Genomic DNA, 23,850 nt, shown 5'->3' on the forward strand with positions numbered 1-23,850 from the left:
AACTTTTATACAAAAAAATCCCCGTTGTCTTAATACTTAGCATAAAGCAAATGTGTATTAAAACGAACGGGGATTATTAGATTTTATGATCTAATGTTTATGCTATTACTGCTTGCAGTTGTTTCTTATGACGACGTAGGTGAATCGTACAACATGCAAGGAACCAAACAGAACTTACAGCAATACCCGCAACTGTTGAAGATAAGATGCCCATTGCTAGATAGCCTAATAGTGCGCCAATAGCGACAGTCAATGCATAAGGTAGCTGAGTCATCACGTGATCCATATGGTGACTACCTGCACCTGTTGCAGACAAGATACTTGTGCTTGAAATAGGTGAGCTGTGATCACCAAAGACAGATCCTGCAAGTACTGCAGATAACATCGGCATTAATAGGTGAGCATCACTTGCTACCGCCATATCACCAGCAAGTGGTAACATGATACCGAACGTGCCCCAGCTTGTGCCTGTCGCAAATGACATTGCACATGAAAGGATGAAGACTAACGCTGGTAGTAATTCCGTTGGGAAACCACCTTTAGTTAAAGAGGCTAGGTACTGGCCTGTAGACATATCACTCACAACAGTACCGATCGTCCATGCAAACAATAGAATAATGATTGCAGGGATCATCGCTTGTACACCTTGAGGTGCCGCAGTTAACCAAGTCTTACGTGGTAGTTTTAAACGTAAAGCTAGAAGAATAGAAACAGCTAGGCTACATAAAGATGCATTAACCAATGAAGCACCTAGATCGGTATGCTCTAAAGAAGCTATCAGGCTAAAAGCTTCGCCTTTTGCGCTTAATACTTCAGCACCACTAATGATCATAAAGATAACGCTGGAGACAGTCAGTGTCAGAATAGGCAATACCATATCAATCATAGTACCTTGGCCTTCAGACTCAGTAGTAATTTCTAAGCCTTTAGGGTGGCCTTTAGATTCATCCCATAGCTTACCTTCTTCTGCCCATTCTTCGTGTTGACGCATTGGACCAATGTTAAGTTGGAAGAAAATAACAACGATAACCATTAATAGCGTAAACACGGCGTACAAGTTCATTGGGATCATTTGAACAAACAATGAAATAGCACTGATATCTGTAATGTGGTTTGTTACTAAAATACCGCTAAGAATAGCAATAATGTAAGCACCCCAAGACGAGATTGGCGTGATAACACAAACAGGTGCAGCCGTTGAATCAAGTAAATAGGCAAGCTTTGCACGTGAAATATTGAAACGGTCTGTTACAGGGCGACAAATCGGCCCCACAGATAAGCTATGGAAAAAGTCATCAATAAAGAAAGCAAAAACCATTAAACCCGTTAGCATATTTGCGCTACGACGATCTTTACAGCGACGAACACCCCATTCAGCAAACGCTTTAGTTGCACCAGTTGCTGTCATTAAGCTGATCAAACCACCGAGCAAAAGCATGAAGATGATCATATTAACGTTACCGCTATTAACAGCACCGTCTGCCCAAACAAGGCCTACAACTTTATTTACGATATATTGAAGCGCCGCTAAAGGGCTGTAATCATTAAGAAGGATTGCGCCTGCAACAATACCAAGGCCAAGTGATAACAATACACGTCGTGTAGTGATTGCTAAAACAACCGCCAGCAAGGGTGGTACAACAGATAGCAGGGAGTCAGAATATTGAACTAGATTCATGGATCTCTTAAACACCTATATAGGTGGAGATCTACCGAAAGGATAGAGAAACAGATTTCAGGAGAAAAAATACTTCTTCGTATCCCTTAGGGTAGCGCTCCATAGACAAAATAACTATGGCAGTTCTGCACTTATTTAATGCAGACCCAGCGATTGTTGACGACACAACAAACACTTCGGCGCCGACTCCTTTCCCCAGACTTCAAAGGTGTCACCCTCCATCTGGATACTTTTAGGCAGCGCGCCTCTACTCAAAGGATTGAAATTTGATGATACCTATTAATTTTGCTTAGGCAATAAAAAGCAGGCATAAAATGCATATTAATTGTAAATATTGTTACTGTTGATGGTATGTTAACCAATTAGTAGCGTTATATTCCATTTAGATAATCGCTTATTCTGTTATGCTATTCGGCTGATTTTGTTCTGGTGTTGTCATCGCGTGTATATTTCCAGCGTAGCCGCCTTTAATTAAATCTTTTCTTACCTCAGCCACTTCTTGTGGGGTGACAGCTACAGTTCTATCACCTAACTTATTGCGGACAAAGCTAATTAACTTCGCGAGGTTGGCATCGCTGATCACCGAGTTAAAGCTACTCATCGGCATAAAGTTACTGTCTTGTTCCATGAAGTTTGGCGATAAACCACGAATGGTAACGGCAATTGTATCGTAAGGATCACTGTGCATAATTATCCCATTGTTAAGCAGTGTAGGGGCGATCCCTTTTCTACCTTTACCGTCTTTACCATGGCATGCACCACAGGTTTGAACATATAAACCATATAGTTTGGCTTCGTTTTCAGGATCGTTGCTACTTAACGGTTTTAGCTCAACGGTTTGAATATCAACATTGGCTGGCACCAAGTCACCAAAACCGGGTGGGTTGAGCTGTGGAACCGATCTATCTAACTCGTTATATTTATCGCCAGTGATCAAGTATTCCGAAATGGCTGCGACGTCTTGTTCTGTCAAGAAACGGGTACTGTTTTGTACCACTTCCGCCATACCACCAAATGCGGTTCCTTTATCTGAATGACCCGTTTTTAAAAAGTCGGTTAGTGTTTTTACATCCCAACGATCTTGATATAGCTCTGTTGCGGTAATATTTGGGGCTTTCCAGCCATCAATCAAATTACCTTGGAATAGCTCTTTTTCTATCAAGGCTTGTGCAACGTTACGTGGAGTATGACATTCCGAACAATGGCCTAACCCCATGGTTAAATATTTACCCCGTTTCCATTGTTCGGTGGCATCTGCTGGGTATTGCAAAGGGTCGGTATTAAGAAAGGCAATATTCCAACCAAGTAGTCCTAACCGGATATTACTTGGGAACATCATCTTGTTTTCTTCATTACGAGTATTCACAAAATTAAGCGATTGCATGTAAGCCCAAAGTGCTTGGGTGTCTTCATCTGTCACATATTGATAAGACGAGTAGGGCATAGCTGGATAAAGGTAGCCATGTTTGCCTTTACCTTTATGTAGCGCATCATAAAATTCATCGTAGGTGTAATCCCCAATACCATAGGTTGGATGTGCTGAAATATTGGTAGAATAAAGCGTGCCAAATGGCGTTAAAAATCCTAAACCGCCACCAAATGGTTCGCCACCTTCACCAGTGTGACAAGCAATACAATCTCCTGCATAAGCAAGGTATTGCCCTTTACTAACCATATCCGGATCAAGCGCTGCGAGTTTCTCGTTTTGTCTATTTCCTTGGTGGCGAATATAAGCACCTAATGCTTGAATTTCGCTATCGCTGAGTTGCTCTTCAAAAGCAGGCATGAGATTGTTTAAGCCATATTTTACCGTCGCAATAATACCTTCAACACTGCCATCGTGAAGCCAGATATTATCGGTTAGATTTGGCGCACCAATCGCAGTATTACCTTTTGCATTACTGCCATGACAAGCCGTACAGTTAGCATCAAATACGGTTTTACCGAGTTCAAGCTTGACCGCGGGCTCTGAGATAATGCGATTTTTTTCAAGTGAAGCGACATAATATGAAACATTCTCAATTTCTTCTTCAGTCAGAATATCTTTCCAGCCAGCCATGACTCCGTTACGACCTTTAACAATCGAATGATGGATCGCCTCATCACTACCACCATAAAGCCAAACGGTATCACTTAAATTAGGGAAATGAAGCTGACCTTGTGCTTGATTTAAATGACAAGCCGCACAATGGGTTTGAAATAAAGCGCGACCAGCGACCACAATTTCAGGCGAGGTACTTAATGCTTGAAATGATGTATCACCATTAGGTACTTGGCTAATTTGTTTGGCTAATGAAGTGGTAGAGGTTGAAGCCGCTTCACTACTTGATTGCCACTTCATGAGTCCTTGCCAGTTTCCCATGCCAGGATAGAGCACCAAAAAAACGGCAGCGATAATGAAAGCGAGAAGATAAGAAAGAAGTAAAAGGTTTGGTACGGCGGCATCGTTTTCATCGATACCATCAAAGCTATCGACGGTTCGATTAGCGTTGGCTGCACTGTTTTTCTTCCAGTAGTACGCAACAACGACGATCATAATTGCGAGAAAAATAAGGGTTAGGATAATGACCCAACCACTCCAAAAAGTACTCATGGTCGTACTCCTTGATCTTGTCCCAGACTTTGTAGATAGGCGATTAATGCCTGTGCCTTGGTTTTACCTTTTACTTCTAATCGTGCCTGTTTAATTTCCTTATCAGTGTAAGGAACACCAAGGGTACGTAATGCAATTAGTTTTGCATCAATATCTTCACCATCAAGTACTTGTTCAAAGAGCCAAGGATAAGAGGGCATAATCGAAGTTGGTACAACATCACGAGGGTTTCTTAGGTGAATGATGTGCCATTGATCAGAATATTTTCGACCTAAATTGGTGAGATCAGGTCCAGTACGTTTTGAACCCCATAAATTGGGATGTTCATAAATATCGTCACTTTCTCGGCTATATCGTCCATAACGTTTAATTTCTGCGTTTAATGGACGTACCATCATGGTATGACAAGTATGGCAACCTTCACTGATATAAATATCGCGCCCAGCAACTTCTAATGCGGTTAATGGTTTCGCGCTTGATTCAGCAATTAACTTATCTTGGTAAAAAAAAGCAGGAAGTACCCATACTAAGAATGAAAAGGCAGCAACCAAAGTTGTTGCAACAATAAGGATCACTACAGATGAGGTAAAATCTTTATTAATCATGAGTATCTACCTTTTCTGTTACTGCATTTTGATGCTTAACTGATCTAGGTTTTGGCTGTTTTAGCGTTCTGTATAGGTTATAAATCATTAAAATTATACCTAACACAAACAACGCACCACCGATAAAGCGAACTAACATCCATGGTGCACTGAAGTTCATCGCTTCGACAAAACTATAGCTAAGAGAGCCATTAGCATCTTCTTTTAGCCACATATAGCCTTGTCCAATTCCAGCAATCCACAGTGCAACGGCATAAAGTACAATCCCAATATGCGCAAACCAGAAATGCCATTTAACTAAACGATTTGACCACAATTGCTCGTGACCATATAAACGAGGGATAAAGTAATAAAATACGGCGATGGCGGACATACCAACCCAGCCCAACGCGCCAGAATGCACATGGCCGATGATCCAATCGGTATTATGAGCAATCATATTAAACCAACGAATAGCTAATAATGGCCCTTCAAAAGTCGCTAACGCGTAATAAACAATGGCAGAGAAGAAAAACCACATGATGTAATCGTGCTTAAGTTTCTGCTTATTGTTGAGCAATGTCATGATGCTATTAAAGGCGCCACCCCATGAGGGTAGCCATAAAATTAACGACATCACTATGCCGAGATTTTGTAACCAATCTGGAACAGAAGAATATATAAGATGGTGTGTGCCAGCCCAAGTATAAAAGCCGACTAAGCCCCAAAAGTGAATAACAGATAAGCGGTAAGAATAAATAGGGCGTTCGGAAATTTTGGGAATGAAATAATAGTTCATACCAATGATGCCAGCGGTTAATAAAAAACCAACCGCATTATGTCCCCACCACCATTGCACGATGGCATCTTCGGCCCCTGAGTAAATAGAGTAAGATTTCCACATCGTGACAGGCAATTCGAGGTTGTTAGCAATAAAAATCATCGCAATAACAATAATGAACGCACCATAAAACCAGTTAGCAACAAAGATATGATGAACGGTGCGTTTAGCAACTGTCATAAAAAATACAATGGCATACATCACCCAGATGACGGCAATTAATATATCAATTGGCCATTCAAGTTCAGCGTATTCTTTTGAGGTAGTAAAACCTAACGGTAGGGTAATAAGGGCGAGAAGAAGGACAAATTGCCATCCCCAAAAGACAGACCAAGCAGCAGTGTTGTTATATAGCGGTGTTTTACAGGTGCGTTGAACAATATAAAAGGATGTTCCCATTAAAAGATTAACGACAAAGCCAAAAATGACGCCGTTAGTATGCAATGGACGAAGACGACCAAATTGAAAGTATTCAGAATCGAGATTAAGGGCAGGCCAATAAAGTTGCGCAGCTAAAATAACACCAATTAACATAGCTATGAACGCCCAACTAACACTAGCGATCATAAAGTACTTAACGATTTTATAATTATACTGAATATCCATCGTCATAACCTTAGCAAGTAATGCCGTTTATTGTGATTGATGGCTGGTATCTGTTTTTACGGTACTAAAGTAATACGCGAGATCCTTCATATCTTGATCACTTAAATCTTTAGCATAACCCTGCATTAATATCGCTAAACCATCAACACGTTGATTTTGTTTGTATGCTTTAAGTGCTGCGACCAAATATTGCTGCTTTTGGCCTTGTAAGTTGGGATAGGTACCCGTTGCAGAAATACCATCGGCACCATGGCAAGTGATACAAACAAGGGCTTTTTGTTTACCGATCTCAAATTGTTGTTCCGGCGTCATTTCATCAGCAGTAGAAACGAGAGGAGTTACAACTAAAACCACAAACAAAAACCGCTTAATGGATAGGATTAAAGACATGCTCATCTCCCTTTTTTATTCTATTTATAGAAGTCGTAATATAAACGCATAATTATAAAGATAGATGATTTTACAATTTCGCAACATTTGTTTTTAGAAAAAACTTAAGTAATTAAAAGAATAAATCGAAATATATTTAATTTTTTTCTAAAAGCAGTCACTCAATGTGACTGTTTTTGATTATTTTATGGTATTTCTTCAAATTGTTAATGATAACTATTTTCGTTACTGTTACTAAAACATTGAAAGGAGTAATAGTGCGAATGCTTAATTGTCGACCATCAGTATGGATGTCAACTTATCAATTTATGTTCTGGTTCTCGTATGGGGTGTATTTACCCTTCAGAGGATTATGGTTAGAAAAATTAGGGATCTCAGATGCTGATATCGGGATGCTGATCGGTTTTGGTCTTGCCGCTCGTTGTGTAATCAACTTTACATTAACACCTTTATTTCACAAAGTTGGGCACCTTATACCGTTCCTTCGTTGGTCAATGTTTTTAAGCTTACTTGGCTTTATTGCCTTTATCTGGATAGGTACGATTACGCCAACATTTTGGGTGCTTGCATTACTACTCGTGTTATTTAATTTAGCGATTGGTCCTGCGGTCGCTATTTCGGATGCGATATCAAATCACTATGCTCGAGATGATCGACTAGATTATGGCTACACTCGCTTATGGGGAGCGGTTGCATTAACGGTTGCGTCGGCTTGTATGGGGTGGGTGGTTCATAATTTTGGTGTAAGTTCTGTACCAGTAATGGGAGCTATTGGTTTGGGAGCAACATTACTAGGTACTCTAATGAAGCCAACTGTACCTATGGTATGCCACCATAATGAGCAAAAAAGAAAGAATATTTTCAAAGTATTATGTTGTAAAGAGACGCTGTTATTTCTATTGGTCGCTTCTTTGTTAGAAGGAAGCCATGGTGGCTACTATTTCTTCAGTACAGTCTACTGGAAAGAACAGGGGCTAGATTCAGATACCATTGGTTATTTGTGGAGTCTGTCGACAATTTCAGTGATCGTTTTTTACTTAATTAGTCGTAAAGCGTTCGCTAATTGGAAAGTATCAACATTATTTAGACTTGCTGCAATTGCTGTCGTGGTACGTTGGGGATTAACCGCAGCGACAAATGATATATATGTGCTTATTTTCTGTCAGATTTTACATGGTATTACGTTCTCAGGTACGATTTTATCTTCGGTCCGTTATGTGGAAGAAAATCGGAAACATAATTACGTTTCTTTACAGTCGTTATACCATGCAATTCCTGCAGGTTTTGTATTAGCGCTTGTATCTGCTCTTTGCGGATGGCTAATGCATCACTCTGAAATAAATATGTTCTGGTTTATGGCTGCGATGGGTATACCTTGTATTTTCTTAAAAGTAAAAGACGCTGTGCCGAATAAAAAAGAAGATCAACCATTGAGAAATGAAGCATTTGCTTCAGCATAATGTTCAAAAATCAAAAAAGCCGATAATGAAAATTATCGGCTTTTTTATAAGATTGAAATTTAATTCGTCACTTCAAACGCCAAGGCTTTTTTCTCTATCAGTCTAAACGCAATAGAAAGTAGTGCATTAACGGTTAGATACATCGCACCAGCAATGGCAAACACAGTTAACGTATCGTAGGTTTGGGCATTAATACGTTGAGCGTAACCCATGATATCCATAATAGTAATAGTGCTGGCGAGCGATGTGCCTTTAAACACGAGAATCACTTCATTAGAATAAGCCGGAACAGAACGACGAATGGCAAAAGGTAACAAGGTACTTAATGTTGTTTTAGTTTCCATGCCTAATGCACGACATGCTTGCCATTGACCTTTAGGAATTGCATCAAACGCACCTTTAAACAGTTGAGTACTGTAAGCGGCTGTATTTAATGCTAGTGCTAACATCGCACAGAACCACGGTTGGCTGAGCCATTGCCATGCAAAGCTATCACGAATACCTTCAAATTGTCCCGGTCCGTAGTAAATCAAAAAGATTTGAACTAACAAAGGCGTACCCGTAAATAGGGTAATGATTCCACGGCTTAACCAATGTAAAACAGGGGTTCTTAAAATTAATGTCATTGTCATTAATAGAGCGAGAGTACAGCCAACTAATAACGATGCAACGGTCAATTGTAAGCTGGTGGCAAGGCCATCCAATAATTGCCAAAAGTGTTGTTCATTCATGCCATCGCTCCTTCAACAACCGTTTTTTTGTTGTTGCTTGAACCTTCTTGAGCGCTATATTTCGCATCAATTCGTTTAATAATTTGTTGTGTAATTAGAGTGATCACTAAATACACTGCCGCAGCTGTTGCATACCAAGTAAAACTTTCATGCGTCGCTGCAGAGCTTAACTGTGCTTGTTTTAGAAGATCCGTAACACCGATGAGTGATACCAATGCTGTATCTTTTAATAACACTAACCACTGATTAGTTAACCCTGGCAATGCATGACGGATCGCTTGTGGAATAATAATAGCGACAAATGTTCTTGCTTTGCTGATCCCAAGGGCACTGGCTGCTTCTCTTTGTCCTTTAGGTACTGCTTTAATGGCACCACGGATAGTTTGCGCCGCATAAGAGGCAAAAATCAGTGAAAGCGCAATAACACCTGAAAGAAAAGGGCTGATCTCGATATAATCACCCGTGATGTAAAATAGAACCTGACCTGAACCAAAAAAGATGAATAAAACAATCAGTAGTTCAGGTAAGCCTCGTAATACTGTCACTAGGGCTGTCGTTGGCCACGCCACGAAGCGAAATCGAGACATCTCACCGCCAGCAAACAACATAGCCAGCACCAATCCAACCGCTAAACTGGTAAAAGCAAGCTGGACTGTCATCCAGCTAGCTTCTAACAGGGAAAGAGAATATCCCGATAACATCATAATTTACTTACCAAAGTACTTATCAAAAATAACTTTATACTGACCATCTTGCTTAATTTTAGCGAGTGCCGTATTCAACTGTTTAACCAATTCTTGGTTGCCCTTGTTTACCGCGATACCAAAACCGTTACCGAAGTATTTAGGGTTCGTCACCGGCTTGCCTACATACGCAAGGTTATCGTCTTTTTTCAGCCATTCTGCGATAACTGCAGTATCACCAAATACCGAATCAATACGACCATTTTTCATATCAATAAAGGCATCTTGGTAACTTGTGTAAGGCACTGCAGTTACACCTGGCATTTGATCTGTTAAATAGCTCTGGTGAGTAGAACCATTTTGTACCCCAACACGCTTACCCTTCAGAGCGGCGACATCAGTGACTTTACCTTTGATTGAAATAAAGCCAGCAGCGTTATCGTAATAAGGTTGAGTAAAGCTTACTTGCTGTTGACGTGCTTCAGTAATGTCCATTGCCGAAATAGCCGCATCGTATCGCTTGAATTTAAGAGCTGGAATTAAGCTATCGAAAGATTGGTTATGAAAAGTACAGGTAGCATCCATCTCTTTACATAGGGCTTTAGCAATATCGACGTCAAAGCCTTGGATTTGATTATTCTCATCCATGTATTCAAAAGGGGCATACGTTGCTTCCATCGCAAACTTAATGTCTTGCGCCATAGCTTGAGAAGAAACCAGACCGATAATGCTAGCTAATAAAATTTTATTCATCGCGATACTCCATGCGTCTTTTACGAACGAATATATAGGGGGATATAATTCGTTAATGTTTTAAATAGTCAGCAAATTGTGAGGTTTTAGGGTGACTAAACGCCTCGTTACTGCCGTGTTCAATAATTTTGCCGTTTTCCATGTAAAGCACATGACTGGCGATTTTTTTTGCAAAATCCACTTCGTGGGTAACCACAACTTGAGTAATGCCTGTGCCGCTTAATGTTTTGATGATCTGTACAATTTGGCTTGTGATCTCAGGATCAAGTGCCGCAGTAGGCTCATCAAATAACAACACTTCAGGCTTCATCATCAACGCACGTGCAATTGCAACACGTTGTTGTTGACCGCCAGACAGTTGCAAAGGCCATGCATCGGCTTTGTCTGCTAACTGTAATTTTGATAAATGCTCTAACGCTTCTTTTTTCGCTTGCGCTTTATCAATACCGAGCACTTTTACTGGTGCTTCTATTAAATTTTCCAACACAGTTTTGTGGGGCCACAAATTGTACTGTTGGAATACCATGCCAACTTTACGACGTAGTTTTAAACCATCTTTTTCAACGATTGTTTTTTTAAAATCAAAATAATTTTCTGCAATACTCAGCTCGCCAGCAGAGGCATCTTCCAATAGGTTTAATACCCGTAGTAAAGAGCTTTTACCTGCACCGCTTGGGCCAAGTAAAACCAGCGTTTCACCTTTATTACATTCGAAGGTTACATCATGTAAAACCTGATGCTTACCATAGAACTTATCAATGTTTTTTACTTGAATGCCCATGCGCTTATTCTGCATTTGTTCTCACTTGTGGTTTATATTACTTAACTTGGAATTCTATGCAATAAAAAATTAAAAATAATTTAATTTGTTAATTTATTGTTTAATTTTTAGTCTTTTGATGGTTTTATATTCTAATTAAAACCGTGAGTTAACGTTTAAATGTAGGTGGGATAAATGCTGTAATAGCATATTAACAATTACCTAAGTGGAGTGTTTGTTAAGAAGAATCCTAATTGGATAATTATTCAAGTTGCGATCGTGTGGTTATGAGTGGGAAAAGATGAGAGTTATAAAAAAGAATAACTTGTGGGAATTATGCTTTAGAAATACTAAGGGATTTGAATTGATCAGTATCGTAACCTTTGATGATTACTTATAGCTTACGTTTAAGAGAAAAACGAGATAGCTTTTTATCTAGCCATCTCGTTTATCTTGAACTCATAAACTAACTAAGGTGAAGAGGTGATTTATAAATATTGTTGATGAAATGTATTCTAATCCTTCAAGAAGAATTATTTTTTCGCCCAGACACCTGTTATTGGTTTAGATAGAATTGCTAATACTGCTATTAAACTAATTTCAATCGAAAAAGACCAACAAATATGTCCGATTAACTCACTCCAAAATTCATAACCATTTAGATTCCATAACCAACCAGTTTGCCCATTTAAATAAGCTGGGTGTCTAAAGCCAAGAGCTGGTATAAGGAAGCCATGCATTACTAGAGTAATAACAATACCGTAAGCAGCACCGTACCAAAGTCTAATTTTTGGAGTTATGGCTGATAAATAAACATAAACAAAAGCAAAAATAAAACTAAATAGCCAATGGTAGAGCATTACAGCCCCCGGAATAGTGATTCCTTGGTATACGTAGTCAAGTGAGTGAGAGTTAATACCTAACCACCCAAGCCAAGCATCAATGTTTAGAGCTGGGGGTGACATTTCACCAGCAACCCTTGGAGGCATGTTGGCTTCCGTTCCTGATTTTATTAAGGAGCTTATAAAACCGCCAACCAAAGTAGCATAGAACAAGATAATGTTATTTTGTTTGTTGAATATCATTGTAAATCATTTTTAATGTTGAAATGGGGGGAGGCAATTCTATCTACAAACTTTGAACACAAACTTAACAAAAATACACATGCAAAGGCTTTTATTGTATGGAGCCGAAAGGAATAAGCTTCGATATGATAAATATCATATATGAAAAGTAAGATTTTTATTCGTCTGATTTATTCATTATACATATAAAAATAGATCATCACTTTTTGTTATGTTATAACATAACAAAAAGTTGCTATTTGGTTTATTGTTATATCAATACTTTACAACCTTGTTATTGGGCTCTTTTATAGATGATGGAACCAAAGGTTTTGTGTTGTATAGCGAATGAGTAATAAAGAGAATATAAATGCTTAGAAAAAATCCAACTGGACACATGCCTACTATTTCTGAAACTGCGTTTATTGATCCTACTGCGATTATTTGTGGCAAAGTGATTGTAGAAGATAACGTATTCATTGGACCTTATGCCGTAATACGTGCAGATGAAGTGAATGAACTGGGTGAAATGGATACAATTGTGATTAAACGCGATACTAATATACAAGATGGTGTGGTTATTCATTCAAAAGCTGGGGCTGCAGTCACGATTGGTGAGCGTTCATCTATTGCTCACCGATCAATTATTCATGGACCGTGTGAAGTGAGTGATGATGTGTTTATTGGTTTCAACTCAGTGGTATTTAATGCCGTTATTGGTAAAGGGTGTGTGATCCGTCATAACTGCGTTGTAGATGGACTAGATCTGCCTGAAAACTTTCATGTGCCGCCAATGACGAATATTGGTGCAGGTTTTGACTTAAATAGTATTTCGAAAGTCCCACCTGAATACTCTGCGTTTTCTGAATCTGTTGTATCTGCTAACCATGAACTGGTTCAGGGATACAGGAGGATCGCTAATGAGCTTTAAAGTATCATCGCCAATTTTAGCGGTACCAACCAATATTATTACAGGCTTTCTTGGCGTCGGGAAAACCTCTGCCATTCTTCATTTAATGAAGAATAAGCCTGATTCTGAGCGTTGGGCTGTGCTGGTTAATGAGTTTGGTGAAATTGGTGTCGATGGTAGTTTACTGCAAGGTCAAAGTGGTAACGAGCAACAAATATTTATTAAGGAAGTACCCGGCGGCTGTATGTGTTGTACCGCTGGTTTACCAATGCAGATTGCGCTTAATCAATTACTTTCAGAAGCAAAACCTGATCGTTTGATCATAGAACCCACAGGGCTTGGTCATCCTAAAGAAGTGATGCAAGTACTATCTACGGAATACTATCGCGATGTGTTGTCGTTACAGAAAAATATCACTTTAGTGGATGCAAGAAAATTATCCGATCCTCGCTACACCTCACATGACACCTTTAGGCAGCAGATTGCGATTGCCGATACGGTGGTGGGAAACAAAACCGATCTTTATCAAGCTGGAGATAAAGAAAAGTTGCAAGCTTTTGTCGCGCAAGTTGCTAACCCCAAAACCCAAGTGATTTTTGCCAAACATGGTGTGATCCCATTTAATGAGTTTGATGGTGAAACCGGTATAGAAGTATTACCGCCGTCTTATCTCCATCGTGATAGGCAGACAAGCGTATCTGAAGAAGCACTATCGGAAGAGTTGATGCCTGAAAGTGGCGTGATAAAAGCTACTAACCAAGGTGAAGGTTTCAAAAGTATTGGCTGGCGTTTTGCATCTGAAAAAGTCTTTGAACGTAAATCATTACATCAGCTCTTTCAAACATTGAATGTTGAGCGAATGAAGGCCGTGTTTATCACTTCTGATGGGATCTTTGGTTATAACAAAACGGCAGATGGAATCACAGAGGTTGAGCTTGATGAGCGTGCTGAAAGCCGTGTCGAAATTATCGCAGATACATTAGATGATGAATTGGAAGGCAAGCTTTTAGATTGTTTGATTGTTAATAACATGAGTGAAATAACATGAACAACACTGAAATTAGAATGCTAACTGAAGAGCAAATACTGCAAGAGCCTGAAGACAATTACATGGATGACTCTCAATTGGCGTTTTTTAAACAAAGATTGATTGATCTCTATGAGTCGACATCTCATCACATTCAATCTGCGAGAGAGGAGATGGGGCACACGGCAGATGCGAGTGATTTGAGTGATGTCAGTGATCGTGCAACATTAGAAGAGCAATCAGGTATTGCTTTAAGAATTGTTGAACGTGAACAAAAACTTTTGCCCAAAATAAAATTGGCGTTAGAGCGAATTCGTTTAGGTAATTACGGTTATTGCTTAGAGTCCGGTGAGCCAATAGGTATTCCTCGGTTACTGATAAGACCGACCGCAGAGTACAGTGCGGACGTAAAATCTTTGATGGAAATGAAAGAAATCCAATACAAAGATTGATCCTATTTTTTATTATCACTAGGTAGGCTTTTATGAACACAGCGATCATTCCGCAAACTTATCAAGAGTGGCATCACTGCATTACTGTTATTTGCCAGCAACCTTTAACTTTATCGTATGTTGAAGAGCGTATTATTGCCCTTAACTCTTCTAAAGACTACATGACGAAAAAATTCGTTCAGTTATATGGCGAATCACAAAGGCAAAAAACACTGCAATGGTTTGAGCAAGCAAAAAATGAGCTAAAGTGAATCAAAGATGTTTCGAGAATGTAGGCTCTACCTAATACGCTAAGTGTTGATAAGGCATAAAAAAGACCACGCTATGTGGTCTTTTTTCATTATGGTTTAGCTATTAGCATAGCGAAATAGCGATTTTATTTTCACACCATTTGTACACTGTATCTGTTGTCTGCGTTTGACAATTTTGGCAATGCTTCCCGCAAGCCAAAGAAGGCGATGAATCACACTTCTCAACTTTCCCACGTAAAATTAATTCATCTAATAATGCACTTAACCAACGTGGCTCACACTTCAAATGCTTTGTAAGCTGGCTAAAGGAAATGACTTTTGCATCACGTACCGTATTTCTTACTGTAATTAGCGATATCATTAATGGCATCCTCCGCAGTTATGTGTCGCTGGTGAGTCTGGTATCGACATTTGCCAATCGACTTTATTGCATAATCGCTTAATCCCTATAATAAATGCAGTGACGATACTAAAAGCGAAAAATAACCAAAGCAGGCTCTCTAATGGATGTGCTTTGAAAGTCGCGGTTTGATAGAAGGCGATTGAAAGCGCATAGGCGACAACCACTCCCCATGCAGTCGATAACCAAGCCCAATTTCGACCAATTTCTTTGGCGATAACACCAATAGTAGAAACGCAAGGCACGTAGAGTAAAACAAAGATTAAATAAGCATAGGCTCCTGCCATTGAACCAAATTCTTTGTGCATTTGACCCATTGCGGTTGTTCCCATAGAGCCATCGGCTTCACTGGCTTTTATCGGGTTTTTCAGTGTTGATAAAGAAAAACTATCGGCAACACCATCAATGGTGTCTTGCCATGCCACTTTTAACTCTGACATTAGATGGAAAGATTGCCCATCATCTGCGGCGGCTTGATTGTTACTTAATTCTGCGCTGTATAGGGTATTTAAAGTGCCGACAACCACTTCTTTTGCTAAAAATCCCGTTAATAGTCCCACACTGGCTGGCCAGTTTTGCTCATTCACGCCAAGGGGAGACAATACAGGTGTTACCCAACGACCAATTTCTGATAAGGCTGAATTCTGTTGGTTATTGTTTGCAATAACTTGCCCTTCAAAATTTACGCTATTCAACGCCATTACTAGCATACAAATCGGAATGATGATCTTACAGGCTTTAACTAAAAAGCCACGTAAGCGACTCCAGCTGTGAATTAGCGTCGTTTTAACACTTGGAAGGTGGTAGGTTGGTAATTCCATAATGTAAGGTGATGCTTCACCAGTTAATAAGGTTTTCTTTAGTACAAAGCCGGTAATGACAGCGACAAAAATGCCAAGCAAATAAAGCGAAAAAACAATAAAACTGCCCATACCATGGAAGAAAGCTGCTGAGAAAACACCGAAAATCGCTAATCTTGCACCACATGACATAAAAGGTGCCATCATTGAGGTTAGGATACGATCTCTTGGTGTATCGAGAGTACGAGATGCCATTATGGATGGTATGTTACAACCAAACCCCACAATAAGAGGAACAAAGGATTTTCCTGGCAATCCAATCGTAGACATAAAGCGATCAATGACAAACGCTGCTCGCGCCATATAACCACTATCTTCTAATATTGATAGATAAAGGAACATCAAACCAATTTGAGGAATAAAGGGCATAACGGTATTTATACCGCCCCCAAGCCCTTGCGCTAAAATGGCTGTGAGCCAACTAGGAAAACCGAGTGATGAACATAACCATGCGGTGCCATTAATGAATATTGCTGCAGAGCCTTCATCAAAAATAGGTTGAAGCCCACCACCAATATTTATTGATAGCCAAAACATTAAATACATCACGATGAGGAAAATCGGAATCCCCAAATAACGATTAAGCACAATCTTATCTATCCATTGAGTCAAATTATGCTGTCCTGCATGATAACTTGAGATGCAATGATGAATGATTTCGGCAACAGTTTGGTAGCGCGCATCAGCAATTAATAAGTCAATATTTTCATTATGTGTGTTTGAAAAATCAGCTTGTAATTGAGAGACAAAAGAGCCGATATCTGTACCGTTTATATATTTTTTGGCAGATGAATCTGATTCAAGCAAGCGTATAGCAAGCCACTTCTTTCTATTATTAACGATTATTTGATCTTGGAATACGTCAGAAAGTTGAGAAATGCTTTGGTCTAATTCGGGAGGAAATTGAGTAAATAGACGGGGCAGTGATTTTGTCTGTAAATGCTTTTCAATCGAGTCCTTTAAATCATTTAATCCTTTAGATTTATTTGCAACTAATGAAACAACAGGGCAACCGAGTTCAGATTCCAACTTTTTCGCATCGATATTTATATTTTTTTGTTTAGCAATATCTAACATGTTAAGTACAATAATGCATGGAATTTTCATTTCAAGCAGCTGTAGTGTTAAATATAAATTTCGTTCAATATTGGCAGCGTCGATAATATTAACAACAAGATCAGCCTCATCAGAAAGAATGTATTCACAAGCGATGCGCTCATCGAGTGAGCCTTGTTCATCAGATGAAGACATAGAATAAATACCAGGCAAATCTACAATATTTATATTCTTATTATGGTAAGAATAGTTGCCTTCTTTTTTATCTACAGTAACTCCAGCCCAGTTGCCTGTGCGTTGTCTTGCGCCAGTTAAGGCATTAAACAGTGTCGTTTTTCCACAGTTAGGGTTACCTAGTAAGGCAATAGTATTTGCCACTATTTATTCCTCCAAACAATTACTTATAGATAAAATGGTTATTTAAACGATTGATAAGTAGAAATGATATCGCTTATCACTTGCACTTATAAAAATAATACTAATTTCAGTCAATAAATATCTTTATTATGGAAAATAAAAAGGTGAATAAAAAATTAATATATTTGTTAGTCAATAACTTAGAAGATGTGATATTTATGGGTAATTAAAAATCAAATTTGATACGAATTATATTTCGCCTTCATCGTAACGCTTTATTGCATTTAATTATAAAGCTTTTAAAAGTAGTATTCTGTAAATAAACGATGAGTAAGATAAATATCGTTCAATAAATTTTAATACTTAGTAGTGATATTTAAATCGTTATAGAAGTATATTTAAGTAACTACATGGAGGATTGATACGTATTATCACAATTAATAATAGGGCTTAGAAATTATTTGCTAGGTTGAAATAGGTTGCTGGAAAAGCAACAAAATTTTCACAGTTTAGGTGGTGATAGTATGAGAAGATTGTTGCTCGTTTTATTTTTTTTTCCATCGCTTTTATTAGCAAAAGAGTACAGCTTTAATGTGGATTTTAATCGCGGTGATATAAGTACTTTCTTTATAGCAGAAGGTAACAAAGTTTATCGTATTACCCAAAGCATTGATGCAATATACATATTTAATTCCCAAGCTCGTGCCCAACGTTTTGTTGCTCAACCGAATACGCGATCAAAACCAAGCACCGCAGTTAATGTCGGTGATACACGGGTGTATGTTGATAACATTGATGCGATTGATTATTACACTTCAAATTCGATGTCAGGTAGTGCTGGACAGGTAAAATCTATTAATGGACTCAGCTTTAATTATTTGTCGGATAGTAGTACTTATAAAAATGCTGGTGTGGTGGGTAAGCTAAGTAAAGTTGGTAATACTAAAGTAACGTATTGGGTTGATGCAGGCTACACAGTAAAAGGAAAGTATCGAGGTAAAATTAGAACGTTAGGAAATAAGTCTTTTAAGTATGAAAGTTGGTCAAGTTGGGGAGAAAAAAATGGCATGGTGGGAAAATTGATATCCCTAGGCCCTATCAATATTGACTATTACGATACTGACTATGATTTAGGTTATAAAGGAAAACTAAAATCAGTAGGTAAGATAAATTTTAGCTATTACCGTGACACCTCTACCAATCAAAAAGCCAATATCGTTGGTAAGTTTAAAGAGCAGAAAGGAAGAGATTCACGTTTAACTGTATATTAAATAATGGTAAGTGATGGAAGAATAGGGCTCATTAATAACCCTATAAAACGCATTTAACGCTGTTTGTATTGTGTCGGACAATACCCACGGCTGACATCAGGTGAACGCAATTTTAAGTGTTTGGTCTTTCTTCCTGATACGCGCTTTCGCCATATTTTAAAGCTGCTTGGCTTAAGATGTTTTCGCATTAGCTTGATCACACCTTGTTCATCAAGACCATATTGTACTGCAATCGCTTCAAAAGGGGTTCTATCTTCCCAAGCCATCTCAATGATACGTGATACTGACTCTTGTGTGCTTGTCATCAATTACTCTCCATTTACATATAAAAGTCAGTACGTAATTGATTGATATAAAGTTTAATTTTTGATTTTAATAGAGATAATTATAAAAAATAGAAATGCGATACGATAGAAATAGGGCGCTAATAATTTAGCCTCTTGTTTGTCTGGCTTTATGATTAAGTAAATTTCATATGACACAACTATTCGGGAGCATACTTATGTATCATCACACAGCAAGTAATCAAGAACGATAAGATCAAAGTGATTTGCCACAAACCATCTTCATAAAATGACATCTCGTTGTCTGACCAAATTCGCAATCCGATATTGAATAATTCACCTTTTATGCCGATCACTAACACTGTAGCGAGAAAATATTTCGCAAAGTCTGTTGCTAATATTTTAATGTAAGAGATGTACGTATCTAACATTTGAAATACCTTTGTCGCTCAATAGATTGGCGCCTGAAAGAAAGTCATATCACCTTTATAGTGTTAAATTTAATATCATGCACTCAACGATTTGTGAAAACCTGCCTCTATTAACGCATTTATTCTGATCTTTCATTTCTAGTTTTGTAATTTGCGAGTTGCTTCATGTCTAGCAGAGGTGGACGATCAAGCTAAATAGATTGGAAATAAAAAGCCTGACTCACGTTGGTCAGGCTCTCGTTTCATTTTATCTTGTTATGAAGTATTCCAAACTTAGTTAAGAAGCTCTACACGTTTTAAAGATATCCAACTTACCGTCATAAGCATTGGTTTCAACATCCATAATCCCTAATAACGAGTGGAATACATTATCGTGGGAATGCGTTGCCGTTTGCTGAGCTTCTTGTGCTAAGCAATCGGTGTTGATGTGTTTAGCTTGTTTAAAGCCAGGAGACATCCAAAGCATCATAGGTACACGTTTCTGGAAATCTGGTGCTAAACCATATGGCATGCCATGTAAGAACATGCCATTTTCGCCCAGAGATTCGCCGTGGTCTGAGACGTAAATCATCGCAGTATTATATTTGTATTCCAACGTTTTTAATTTCGCAATGGTTTGAGCCAAGACGAAGTCTGTGTAGCGAATCGTGTTGTCGTAGGAGTTAACAATTTGCTCAACGCTACAGTTTTCAATATCTGCACGAGAGCAGTCTGGTTGGAAAAACGCTTTGTCTTTTGGGTAACGTTGGAAATAAGTTGGACCATGACTGCCAATCAGGTGCAAGGCAACAACCCGGTTACCTTTCATGTCAGCAATTTGGTCGTCAAGTTTGTCAAGTAATGCAATGTCATAACAGGTTTCACCGTTGCAAAATTCATTTTCTTGTTTACGGTCGACTTCTATCTTGTTGATCTTATGCGCAACACCTTTGTCACCTCCATCATTCTCTTTCCACAGAAAATCGATACCAGCGCGCTGCATGATATCTATAGCATTATCTTGGTTGTCTGCTTTGCTACGGTCGAAATCACGATGAGGTAATTGAGAGAACATGCAAGGCACCGAAACCGCGGTTGCAGTCCCGCAAGAGGAGACGTCCTTGAATGAAACTACATCTAACATATTGGTATAAGGGTTGGTTTCACGACCATAACCATTGGTTTGGTAGTTCTGAGTACGAGCCGTTTCACCCAGTACAAAGACAAGCAGCGTCGGTTTCTTTTTCGCTTGTTCCAGTGCTAGTTGAGATTGTTTTGCATCCGTACCAATTTCACGGTAAGGCTCTGGTGTCGTGAGATAATTTTCTTTTACATAGCTAGAAAGGGAATACACGTATTGAGTAGGGATGATGATTTTCTTTAGGTAACTATTATTTCGGCCGACAGATGCATAGTCTTGGTAATATAAGCCTGCAATTACGGCAATGATAGCTAATGAAGCCAGCATCGATAAGACTTTAGTTAACGTGAATCGAAGCCATTTACCACCTATAGGCTTGAGTTTTACTTTGAAAACCAAAAGAGCAGGCACAACTCCCATTATAAGTGTCCAGATAACTGAGTAGGCACTTAAGTATGAACTGGCTTCACTGGTGTCTGTTTCTACGATATTGGTGATCATACCAGTATCGAACAAGATGCCATAGTTGTAGCTGGCGTAGCTCACCATTCCTGATGTTATCAACAATAGGATAAAGAAAGGTTTGCTGATCCAAGGCCAACTGAATAGGTTAAACAGGAAATTCAGCGCGGCAAAAAAGAAGATAGGAATCGTAATGATAAAACCGATCTTCACTTGATCAAGGCTTGAGAAGATGTTGACTAGCTCTTTGTAAATAGGAATGTTTACTACAATAGCAAAGTATAAAGCGAGTAAAAGGGTAAAGGTAACATAGGAGATACCTCTATTAAGGAATTCAGTTGTTTTCATGATGGATCCGTTTCGGTGTGATTAAAGAAGAATCGATGCCCAAACAAACAGGGCGAGAGCAAGCGCAACGAAAACCGCTGCGGAACCTATATCTTTGGCTCTTCCACTGAGTTCATTCCAGTCATCACTGACACGGTCTACAACCGCTTCTATGGCGGAGTTTAGTAATTCAACAATGACGACTAACAGTAAGCTGCTTATCATTATTGTTCGTTCGAACATGGATACAGGAAGTAAAAATGCACAGATAGATAGTACGAGTGTAAGTATCAGTTCTTGTCTAAAAGCAGCTTCGTGAATCCACGCAGCTTTCAACCCTTGAAGTGAGTAGCCGGTTGCATCCAATATCCGACGTATACCTGTTTTACCTGGTTTCAAAATATGACCTTTAATTGCTTAATCTTAAAATAGTGGGGCCTCGAGAGATAAGCCTCCTTGATTACAGAAGTGCATCGAATTTGGAAAACACGAAACTATTGGCTCGGCGTGAAAACTTATGAAAAAAATGAGCACCGACACCAAATCTTGTTTAATTGATGCGGGGTGATACGCACGCCGTAGTTACGAAAGAAAGAGTAACAAGCAGAAGTGGTTTATACATTGTACTGGTCCGTTAACGAATGAATTGGTGGTGCGAAATGTACACTGTTTTAAAGAGGGGTTCTGTCATTCGATTGTATGGAAATGTAGCTTTTTGTAATCTTGGCGACGGGGATATTGACAAGTAATGAATTTAAAATGGAAAGCAGAGAATATAGAGAAACCTAAGATATTGACTCAGTTTTAACGCCTTAAGTAAGAAAGGCAGTTTATCCGTCGTATTTATATCAAAAGTGCAAAAGGGAAATGGAAGATTATTGATCCTTTTAACACTCGCAAAGGCTAGACACGGTAAGAGTCAGATGAATGGCTACATTGACCATTGCTGGTGGAATCAGGTTTAAGGTAAAGTTAATCAAGGCGTCAGTGTTACGAAATCTTATGATTTGGAAGTCCTCCCAGAAGGAAGATAGGAGCGTGTTATTCGACATGAAAGCGGCGGTTATTAAGCTATTTTTGTTTAGCGTCTAAAACATACCATCACTGCCGTTTTACTTATCTGTTAAGGCTAATCCGCGATGAAGCATAAAAAAGGGGGAGCTGATAATTCAGCTCCCCCTTTTTGTTAAACCAGTATGTAGATTGGTTAAAGCATATTACGCAGTTTGTAGCTCGCCATCTTGCTCTTCTTTACGAGCTTGAGTAACAAGGACAAAACCAACGATTGCAATAAAGCCGGTAATGAACATGCCAGTTGTTACTGTTAGTAGGCCGTGTGCAGCAAATGCTGAAACTAAACCACTAGCCGCAAAACATACCATAGTCTGCATGAAGTTAAGTAGGCCAGCAGCGGTTGCGCTACAGTTTTTAAAGTCAGACAGAGCTGCGCTAATAACAATCGGGTAAATCGCACCATTCGCAACAGCTAGGAAGCAGAATGGGATTAAGATAGGCCAGATTGTTGTAACTGTTGTTGTCGTAGAGATAACGAACATTACTGCTACGCTTGCAAAAAATAGCGCTAAAATCCACGGTAGAAGCTGCTTACCAGAGTAACGGTTAAGTAGCGTACGACAACCGTAACCACCCACGATGAATGCCACTGTTTGTGGTGCGTAGCTTAGGCCAATATCTGCACCTGAGTAACCCATTGCAGACATAACAAATGGTGAACCTGTTAAGTAAGCAAAGAATGCCGCAGAACACGCTGCGAAAATAACCATGTTACCCCAGAACTTTTTAGAACGTAGGATTTGGCTATAGTCTTTACGTAGTTGAACCGTTACGCTTTCTTGCTCTTTATCTAATGCAGCACTTTCTTTTTCTTTAAGCGTTAGCATTGCTAAAACAGCACCAAAACCGACTAATGCAATAAAGATGCTGCGCCAACCTACGTGATGCTCAAGCAGTGCGCCTAATAATGGTGCTAATGCTGGAGATAACGCGACAAGCGGCATAATTGTTGCGAACACACGCTCAGAAGTTTTACCTTCGTAACGATCAACAACCACTGCCTGCCAAATAACCGTTGCGCTACATGCACCTAATGCTTGAGCGAAACGTGCTAATAAGAACACTTCAATGTTTGGCGCAAAAGCAGAGGCTAAAGAGCCAAGGCTAAATAGAGCAATACCGCCAAGTAGTACTTTAATACGTCCAATACGATCAGATAGTGGGCCGTAAATCAGTTGGCCTAATGCCATACCGAGTAAAAAGATACTTAGTGAAAGGCCGATAAGAGATTGGGTTGTAGCAAAGTCGGCACGAATCGTTTCAAACGCAGGTAAATACATATCTGTGGCTAAAAAGCCCAGCATGCTTAAGCAAGCGAACCAAAATAGGGTGATTTTTGATGGTTTAGCGTGTTGTTTATTCATTTTTATTATAACTATATCTATATGACATATGTGTAGTGTAATACTGGTTTAAATCGCTGTG

The 23,850-nt window shown here is 39.1% G+C and carries 23 protein-coding genes and 1 riboswitch; of the genes, 6 read left to right on the forward strand and 17 right to left on the reverse strand.

What is annotated here, in order from left to right; all coding sequences use genetic code 11:
* Window positions 1-97: 97 nt before the first annotated feature.
* The 5 genes from BTO08_RS04275 to BTO08_RS04295 form a co-directional block, all read right to left on the reverse strand.
* Window positions 98-1,678 (reverse strand): Na+/H+ antiporter NhaC family protein, encoded by a 1,581-nt coding sequence (locus BTO08_RS04275; protein ID WP_105060022.1) that lies wholly within the window; start codon window positions 1,676-1,678, stop codon window positions 98-100.
* 84 nt (window positions 1,679-1,762) lie between these two features.
* Window positions 1,763-1,936: riboswitch (Lysine riboswitch) on the reverse strand.
* 136 nt (window positions 1,937-2,072) lie between these two features.
* On the reverse strand, window positions 2,073-4,271 hold the full coding sequence (ccoP, locus tag BTO08_RS04280) for a cytochrome-c oxidase, cbb3-type subunit III (protein ID WP_105060023.1): 2,199 nt from the start codon (window positions 4,269-4,271) through the stop codon (window positions 2,073-2,075).
* Window positions 4,268-4,876: a cytochrome-c oxidase, cbb3-type subunit II gene (gene ccoO / locus BTO08_RS04285; protein WP_105060024.1), complete on the reverse strand. Its 609-nt coding sequence runs from the start codon at window positions 4,874-4,876 to the stop codon at window positions 4,268-4,270. The genes ccoP and ccoO overlap by 4 nt, the downstream gene beginning before the upstream one ends.
* The gene (gene ccoN / locus BTO08_RS04290) at window positions 4,869-6,302 is read right to left on the reverse strand and encodes a cytochrome-c oxidase, cbb3-type subunit I (RefSeq protein WP_105060025.1); all 1,434 of its coding nucleotides are present in this window, start codon (window positions 6,300-6,302) and stop codon (window positions 4,869-4,871) included. The genes ccoO and ccoN overlap by 8 nt, the downstream gene beginning before the upstream one ends.
* Window positions 6,303-6,329: 27 nt before the next feature.
* Window positions 6,330-6,692: a c-type cytochrome gene (locus BTO08_RS04295; RefSeq protein ID WP_105060026.1), complete on the reverse strand. Its 363-nt coding sequence runs from the start codon at window positions 6,690-6,692 to the stop codon at window positions 6,330-6,332.
* Window positions 6,693-6,955: 263 nt separating this feature from the next.
* Between BTO08_RS04295 and BTO08_RS04300 the strand changes: the two genes are divergently transcribed.
* Window positions 6,956-8,152 (forward strand): 3-phenylpropionate MFS transporter, encoded by a 1,197-nt coding sequence (locus BTO08_RS04300; RefSeq protein ID WP_105060027.1) that lies wholly within the window; start codon window positions 6,956-6,958, stop codon window positions 8,150-8,152.
* Window positions 8,153-8,211: 59 nt separating this feature from the next.
* Here the strand turns inward: BTO08_RS04300 and artM are convergent, their stop codons facing one another.
* From artM to BTO08_RS04325, 5 genes are all read right to left on the reverse strand, one after another.
* Window positions 8,212-8,883: an arginine ABC transporter permease ArtM gene (artM, locus tag BTO08_RS04305; RefSeq protein WP_105060028.1), complete on the reverse strand. Its 672-nt coding sequence runs from the start codon at window positions 8,881-8,883 to the stop codon at window positions 8,212-8,214.
* The gene (gene artQ / locus BTO08_RS04310) at window positions 8,880-9,587 is read right to left on the reverse strand and encodes an arginine ABC transporter permease ArtQ (protein WP_105060029.1); all 708 of its coding nucleotides are present in this window, start codon (window positions 9,585-9,587) and stop codon (window positions 8,880-8,882) included. The genes artM and artQ overlap by 4 nt, the downstream gene beginning before the upstream one ends.
* A gap of 3 nt (window positions 9,588-9,590) precedes the next feature.
* Window positions 9,591-10,319 carry an arginine ABC transporter substrate-binding protein gene (locus BTO08_RS04315; RefSeq protein ID WP_105060030.1) on the reverse strand — a complete coding sequence of 243 codons (729 nt, stop codon included), beginning with the start codon at window positions 10,317-10,319 and terminating at the stop codon, window positions 9,591-9,593.
* Between the two features lie 52 nt (window positions 10,320-10,371).
* Window positions 10,372-11,100, reverse strand: a complete 729-nt coding sequence (artP, locus tag BTO08_RS04320; RefSeq protein WP_045083559.1) for an arginine ABC transporter ATP-binding protein ArtP — start codon at window positions 11,098-11,100, stop codon at window positions 10,372-10,374.
* Window positions 11,101-11,612: 512 nt separating this feature from the next.
* Entirely contained in the window at window positions 11,613-12,164 is a 552-nt protein-coding gene (locus tag BTO08_RS04325) for a YagU family protein (protein ID WP_005368312.1), read from the reverse strand.
* Window positions 12,165-12,513: 349 nt separating this feature from the next.
* Between BTO08_RS04325 and BTO08_RS04330 the strand changes: the two genes are divergently transcribed.
* From BTO08_RS04330 to BTO08_RS04345, 4 genes are read left to right on the forward strand one after another with little or no spacing between them, the layout of a single operon-like run.
* A complete protein-coding gene (locus BTO08_RS04330) occupies window positions 12,514-13,074 on the forward strand; it encodes a carbonate dehydratase (protein ID WP_105060031.1) in 561 nt (186 codons plus the stop codon).
* Window positions 13,064-14,101 carry a CobW family GTP-binding protein gene (locus tag BTO08_RS04335; protein ID WP_105060032.1) on the forward strand — a complete coding sequence of 346 codons (1,038 nt, stop codon included), beginning with the start codon at window positions 13,064-13,066 and terminating at the stop codon, window positions 14,099-14,101. Before BTO08_RS04330 ends, BTO08_RS04335 begins: the two co-directional genes overlap by 11 nt.
* Window positions 14,098-14,532, forward strand: coding sequence for a TraR/DksA family transcriptional regulator (locus BTO08_RS04340; RefSeq protein ID WP_105060033.1), 435 nt, complete (start codon window positions 14,098-14,100; stop codon window positions 14,530-14,532). Before BTO08_RS04335 ends, BTO08_RS04340 begins: the two co-directional genes overlap by 4 nt.
* Window positions 14,533-14,564: 32 nt before the next feature.
* Window positions 14,565-14,783, forward strand: coding sequence for a hypothetical protein (locus BTO08_RS04345; protein WP_105060034.1), 219 nt, complete (start codon window positions 14,565-14,567; stop codon window positions 14,781-14,783).
* Window positions 14,784-14,886: 103 nt separating this feature from the next.
* On the opposite strand, the gene BTO08_RS04350 is transcribed toward BTO08_RS04345, so the two are convergent.
* On the reverse strand, window positions 14,887-15,144 hold the full coding sequence (locus tag BTO08_RS04350; RefSeq protein ID WP_105060035.1) for a FeoC-like transcriptional regulator: 258 nt from the start codon (window positions 15,142-15,144) through the stop codon (window positions 14,887-14,889).
* A complete protein-coding gene (gene feoB / locus BTO08_RS04355; protein WP_105060036.1) occupies window positions 15,144-17,477 on the reverse strand; it encodes a Fe(2+) transporter permease subunit FeoB in 2,334 nt (777 codons plus the stop codon). Before feoB ends, BTO08_RS04350 begins: the two co-directional genes overlap by 1 nt.
* A 458-nt stretch (window positions 17,478-17,935) precedes the next feature.
* On the opposite strand from feoB, the gene BTO08_RS04360 reads away from it, so the two are divergent.
* The gene (locus tag BTO08_RS04360) at window positions 17,936-18,727 is read left to right on the forward strand and encodes a hypothetical protein (RefSeq protein WP_242446234.1); all 792 of its coding nucleotides are present in this window, start codon (window positions 17,936-17,938) and stop codon (window positions 18,725-18,727) included.
* Window positions 18,728-18,780: 53 nt separating this feature from the next.
* Here BTO08_RS04360 and BTO08_RS04365 read toward each other — a convergent pair whose 3' ends face one another.
* The 5 genes from BTO08_RS04365 to punC form a co-directional block, all read right to left on the reverse strand.
* Complete coding sequence (locus BTO08_RS04365; RefSeq protein ID WP_105060037.1) at window positions 18,781-19,032, reverse strand: TIGR03643 family protein; 252 nt, start codon at window positions 19,030-19,032, stop codon at window positions 18,781-18,783.
* Between the two features lie 179 nt (window positions 19,033-19,211).
* Window positions 19,212-19,442: a hypothetical protein gene (locus tag BTO08_RS04370; RefSeq protein ID WP_005368295.1), complete on the reverse strand. Its 231-nt coding sequence runs from the start codon at window positions 19,440-19,442 to the stop codon at window positions 19,212-19,214.
* Between the two features lie 277 nt (window positions 19,443-19,719).
* Window positions 19,720-21,372, reverse strand: a complete 1,653-nt coding sequence (locus BTO08_RS04375; protein WP_105060038.1) for a phosphoethanolamine transferase — start codon at window positions 21,370-21,372, stop codon at window positions 19,720-19,722.
* Between the two features lie 21 nt (window positions 21,373-21,393).
* Complete coding sequence (locus BTO08_RS04380) at window positions 21,394-21,750, reverse strand: diacylglycerol kinase (RefSeq protein ID WP_005368293.1); 357 nt, start codon at window positions 21,748-21,750, stop codon at window positions 21,394-21,396.
* Between the two features lie 818 nt (window positions 21,751-22,568).
* Window positions 22,569-23,789: a purine nucleoside transporter PunC gene (gene punC / locus BTO08_RS04385; RefSeq protein WP_045083456.1), complete on the reverse strand. Its 1,221-nt coding sequence runs from the start codon at window positions 23,787-23,789 to the stop codon at window positions 22,569-22,571.
* Window positions 23,790-23,850: the final 61 nt, after the last annotated feature.

Origin of the sequence: Photobacterium angustum, assembly GCF_002954615.1 — a bacterium.
GTDB lineage: Bacteria > Pseudomonadota > Gammaproteobacteria > Enterobacterales > Vibrionaceae > Photobacterium > Photobacterium angustum_A.

Coding starts and splice junctions, on each gene's coding strand:
- BTO08_RS04275 (WP_105060022.1), bottom strand. CDS start 1,678: ATGAATCTAGTTCAATATTCTGACTCCCTGCTATCTGTTGTACCACCC.
- ccoP (WP_105060023.1), bottom strand. CDS start 4,271: ATGAGTACTTTTTGGAGTGGTTGGGTCATTATCCTAACCCTTATTTTT.
- ccoO (WP_105060024.1), bottom strand. CDS start 4,876: ATGATTAATAAAGATTTTACCTCATCTGTAGTGATCCTTATTGTTGCA.
- ccoN (WP_105060025.1), bottom strand. CDS start 6,302: ATGGATATTCAGTATAATTATAAAATCGTTAAGTACTTTATGATCGCT.
- BTO08_RS04295 (WP_105060026.1), bottom strand. CDS start 6,692: ATGTCTTTAATCCTATCCATTAAGCGGTTTTTGTTTGTGGTTTTAGTT.
- BTO08_RS04300 (WP_105060027.1), top strand. CDS start 6,956: ATGCTTAATTGTCGACCATCAGTATGGATGTCAACTTATCAATTTATG.
- artM (WP_105060028.1), bottom strand. CDS start 8,883: ATGAATGAACAACACTTTTGGCAATTATTGGATGGCCTTGCCACCAGC.
- artQ (WP_105060029.1), bottom strand. CDS start 9,587: ATGATGTTATCGGGATATTCTCTTTCCCTGTTAGAAGCTAGCTGGATG.
- BTO08_RS04315 (WP_105060030.1), bottom strand. CDS start 10,319: ATGAATAAAATTTTATTAGCTAGCATTATCGGTCTGGTTTCTTCTCAA.
- artP (WP_045083559.1), bottom strand. CDS start 11,100: ATGGGCATTCAAGTAAAAAACATTGATAAGTTCTATGGTAAGCATCAG.
- BTO08_RS04325 (WP_005368312.1), bottom strand. CDS start 12,164: ATGATATTCAACAAACAAAATAACATTATCTTGTTCTATGCTACTTTG.
- BTO08_RS04330 (WP_105060031.1), top strand. CDS start 12,514: ATGCTTAGAAAAAATCCAACTGGACACATGCCTACTATTTCTGAAACT.
- BTO08_RS04335 (WP_105060032.1), top strand. CDS start 13,064: ATGAGCTTTAAAGTATCATCGCCAATTTTAGCGGTACCAACCAATATT.
- BTO08_RS04340 (WP_105060033.1), top strand. CDS start 14,098: ATGAACAACACTGAAATTAGAATGCTAACTGAAGAGCAAATACTGCAA.
- BTO08_RS04345 (WP_105060034.1), top strand. CDS start 14,565: ATGAACACAGCGATCATTCCGCAAACTTATCAAGAGTGGCATCACTGC.
- BTO08_RS04350 (WP_105060035.1), bottom strand. CDS start 15,144: ATGATATCGCTAATTACAGTAAGAAATACGGTACGTGATGCAAAAGTC.
- BTO08_RS04365 (WP_105060037.1), bottom strand. CDS start 19,032: ATGACAAGCACACAAGAGTCAGTATCACGTATCATTGAGATGGCTTGG.
- BTO08_RS04370 (WP_005368295.1), bottom strand. CDS start 19,442: ATGTTAGATACGTACATCTCTTACATTAAAATATTAGCAACAGACTTT.
- BTO08_RS04375 (WP_105060038.1), bottom strand. CDS start 21,372: ATGAAAACAACTGAATTCCTTAATAGAGGTATCTCCTATGTTACCTTT.
- punC (WP_045083456.1), bottom strand. CDS start 23,789: ATGAATAAACAACACGCTAAACCATCAAAAATCACCCTATTTTGGTTC.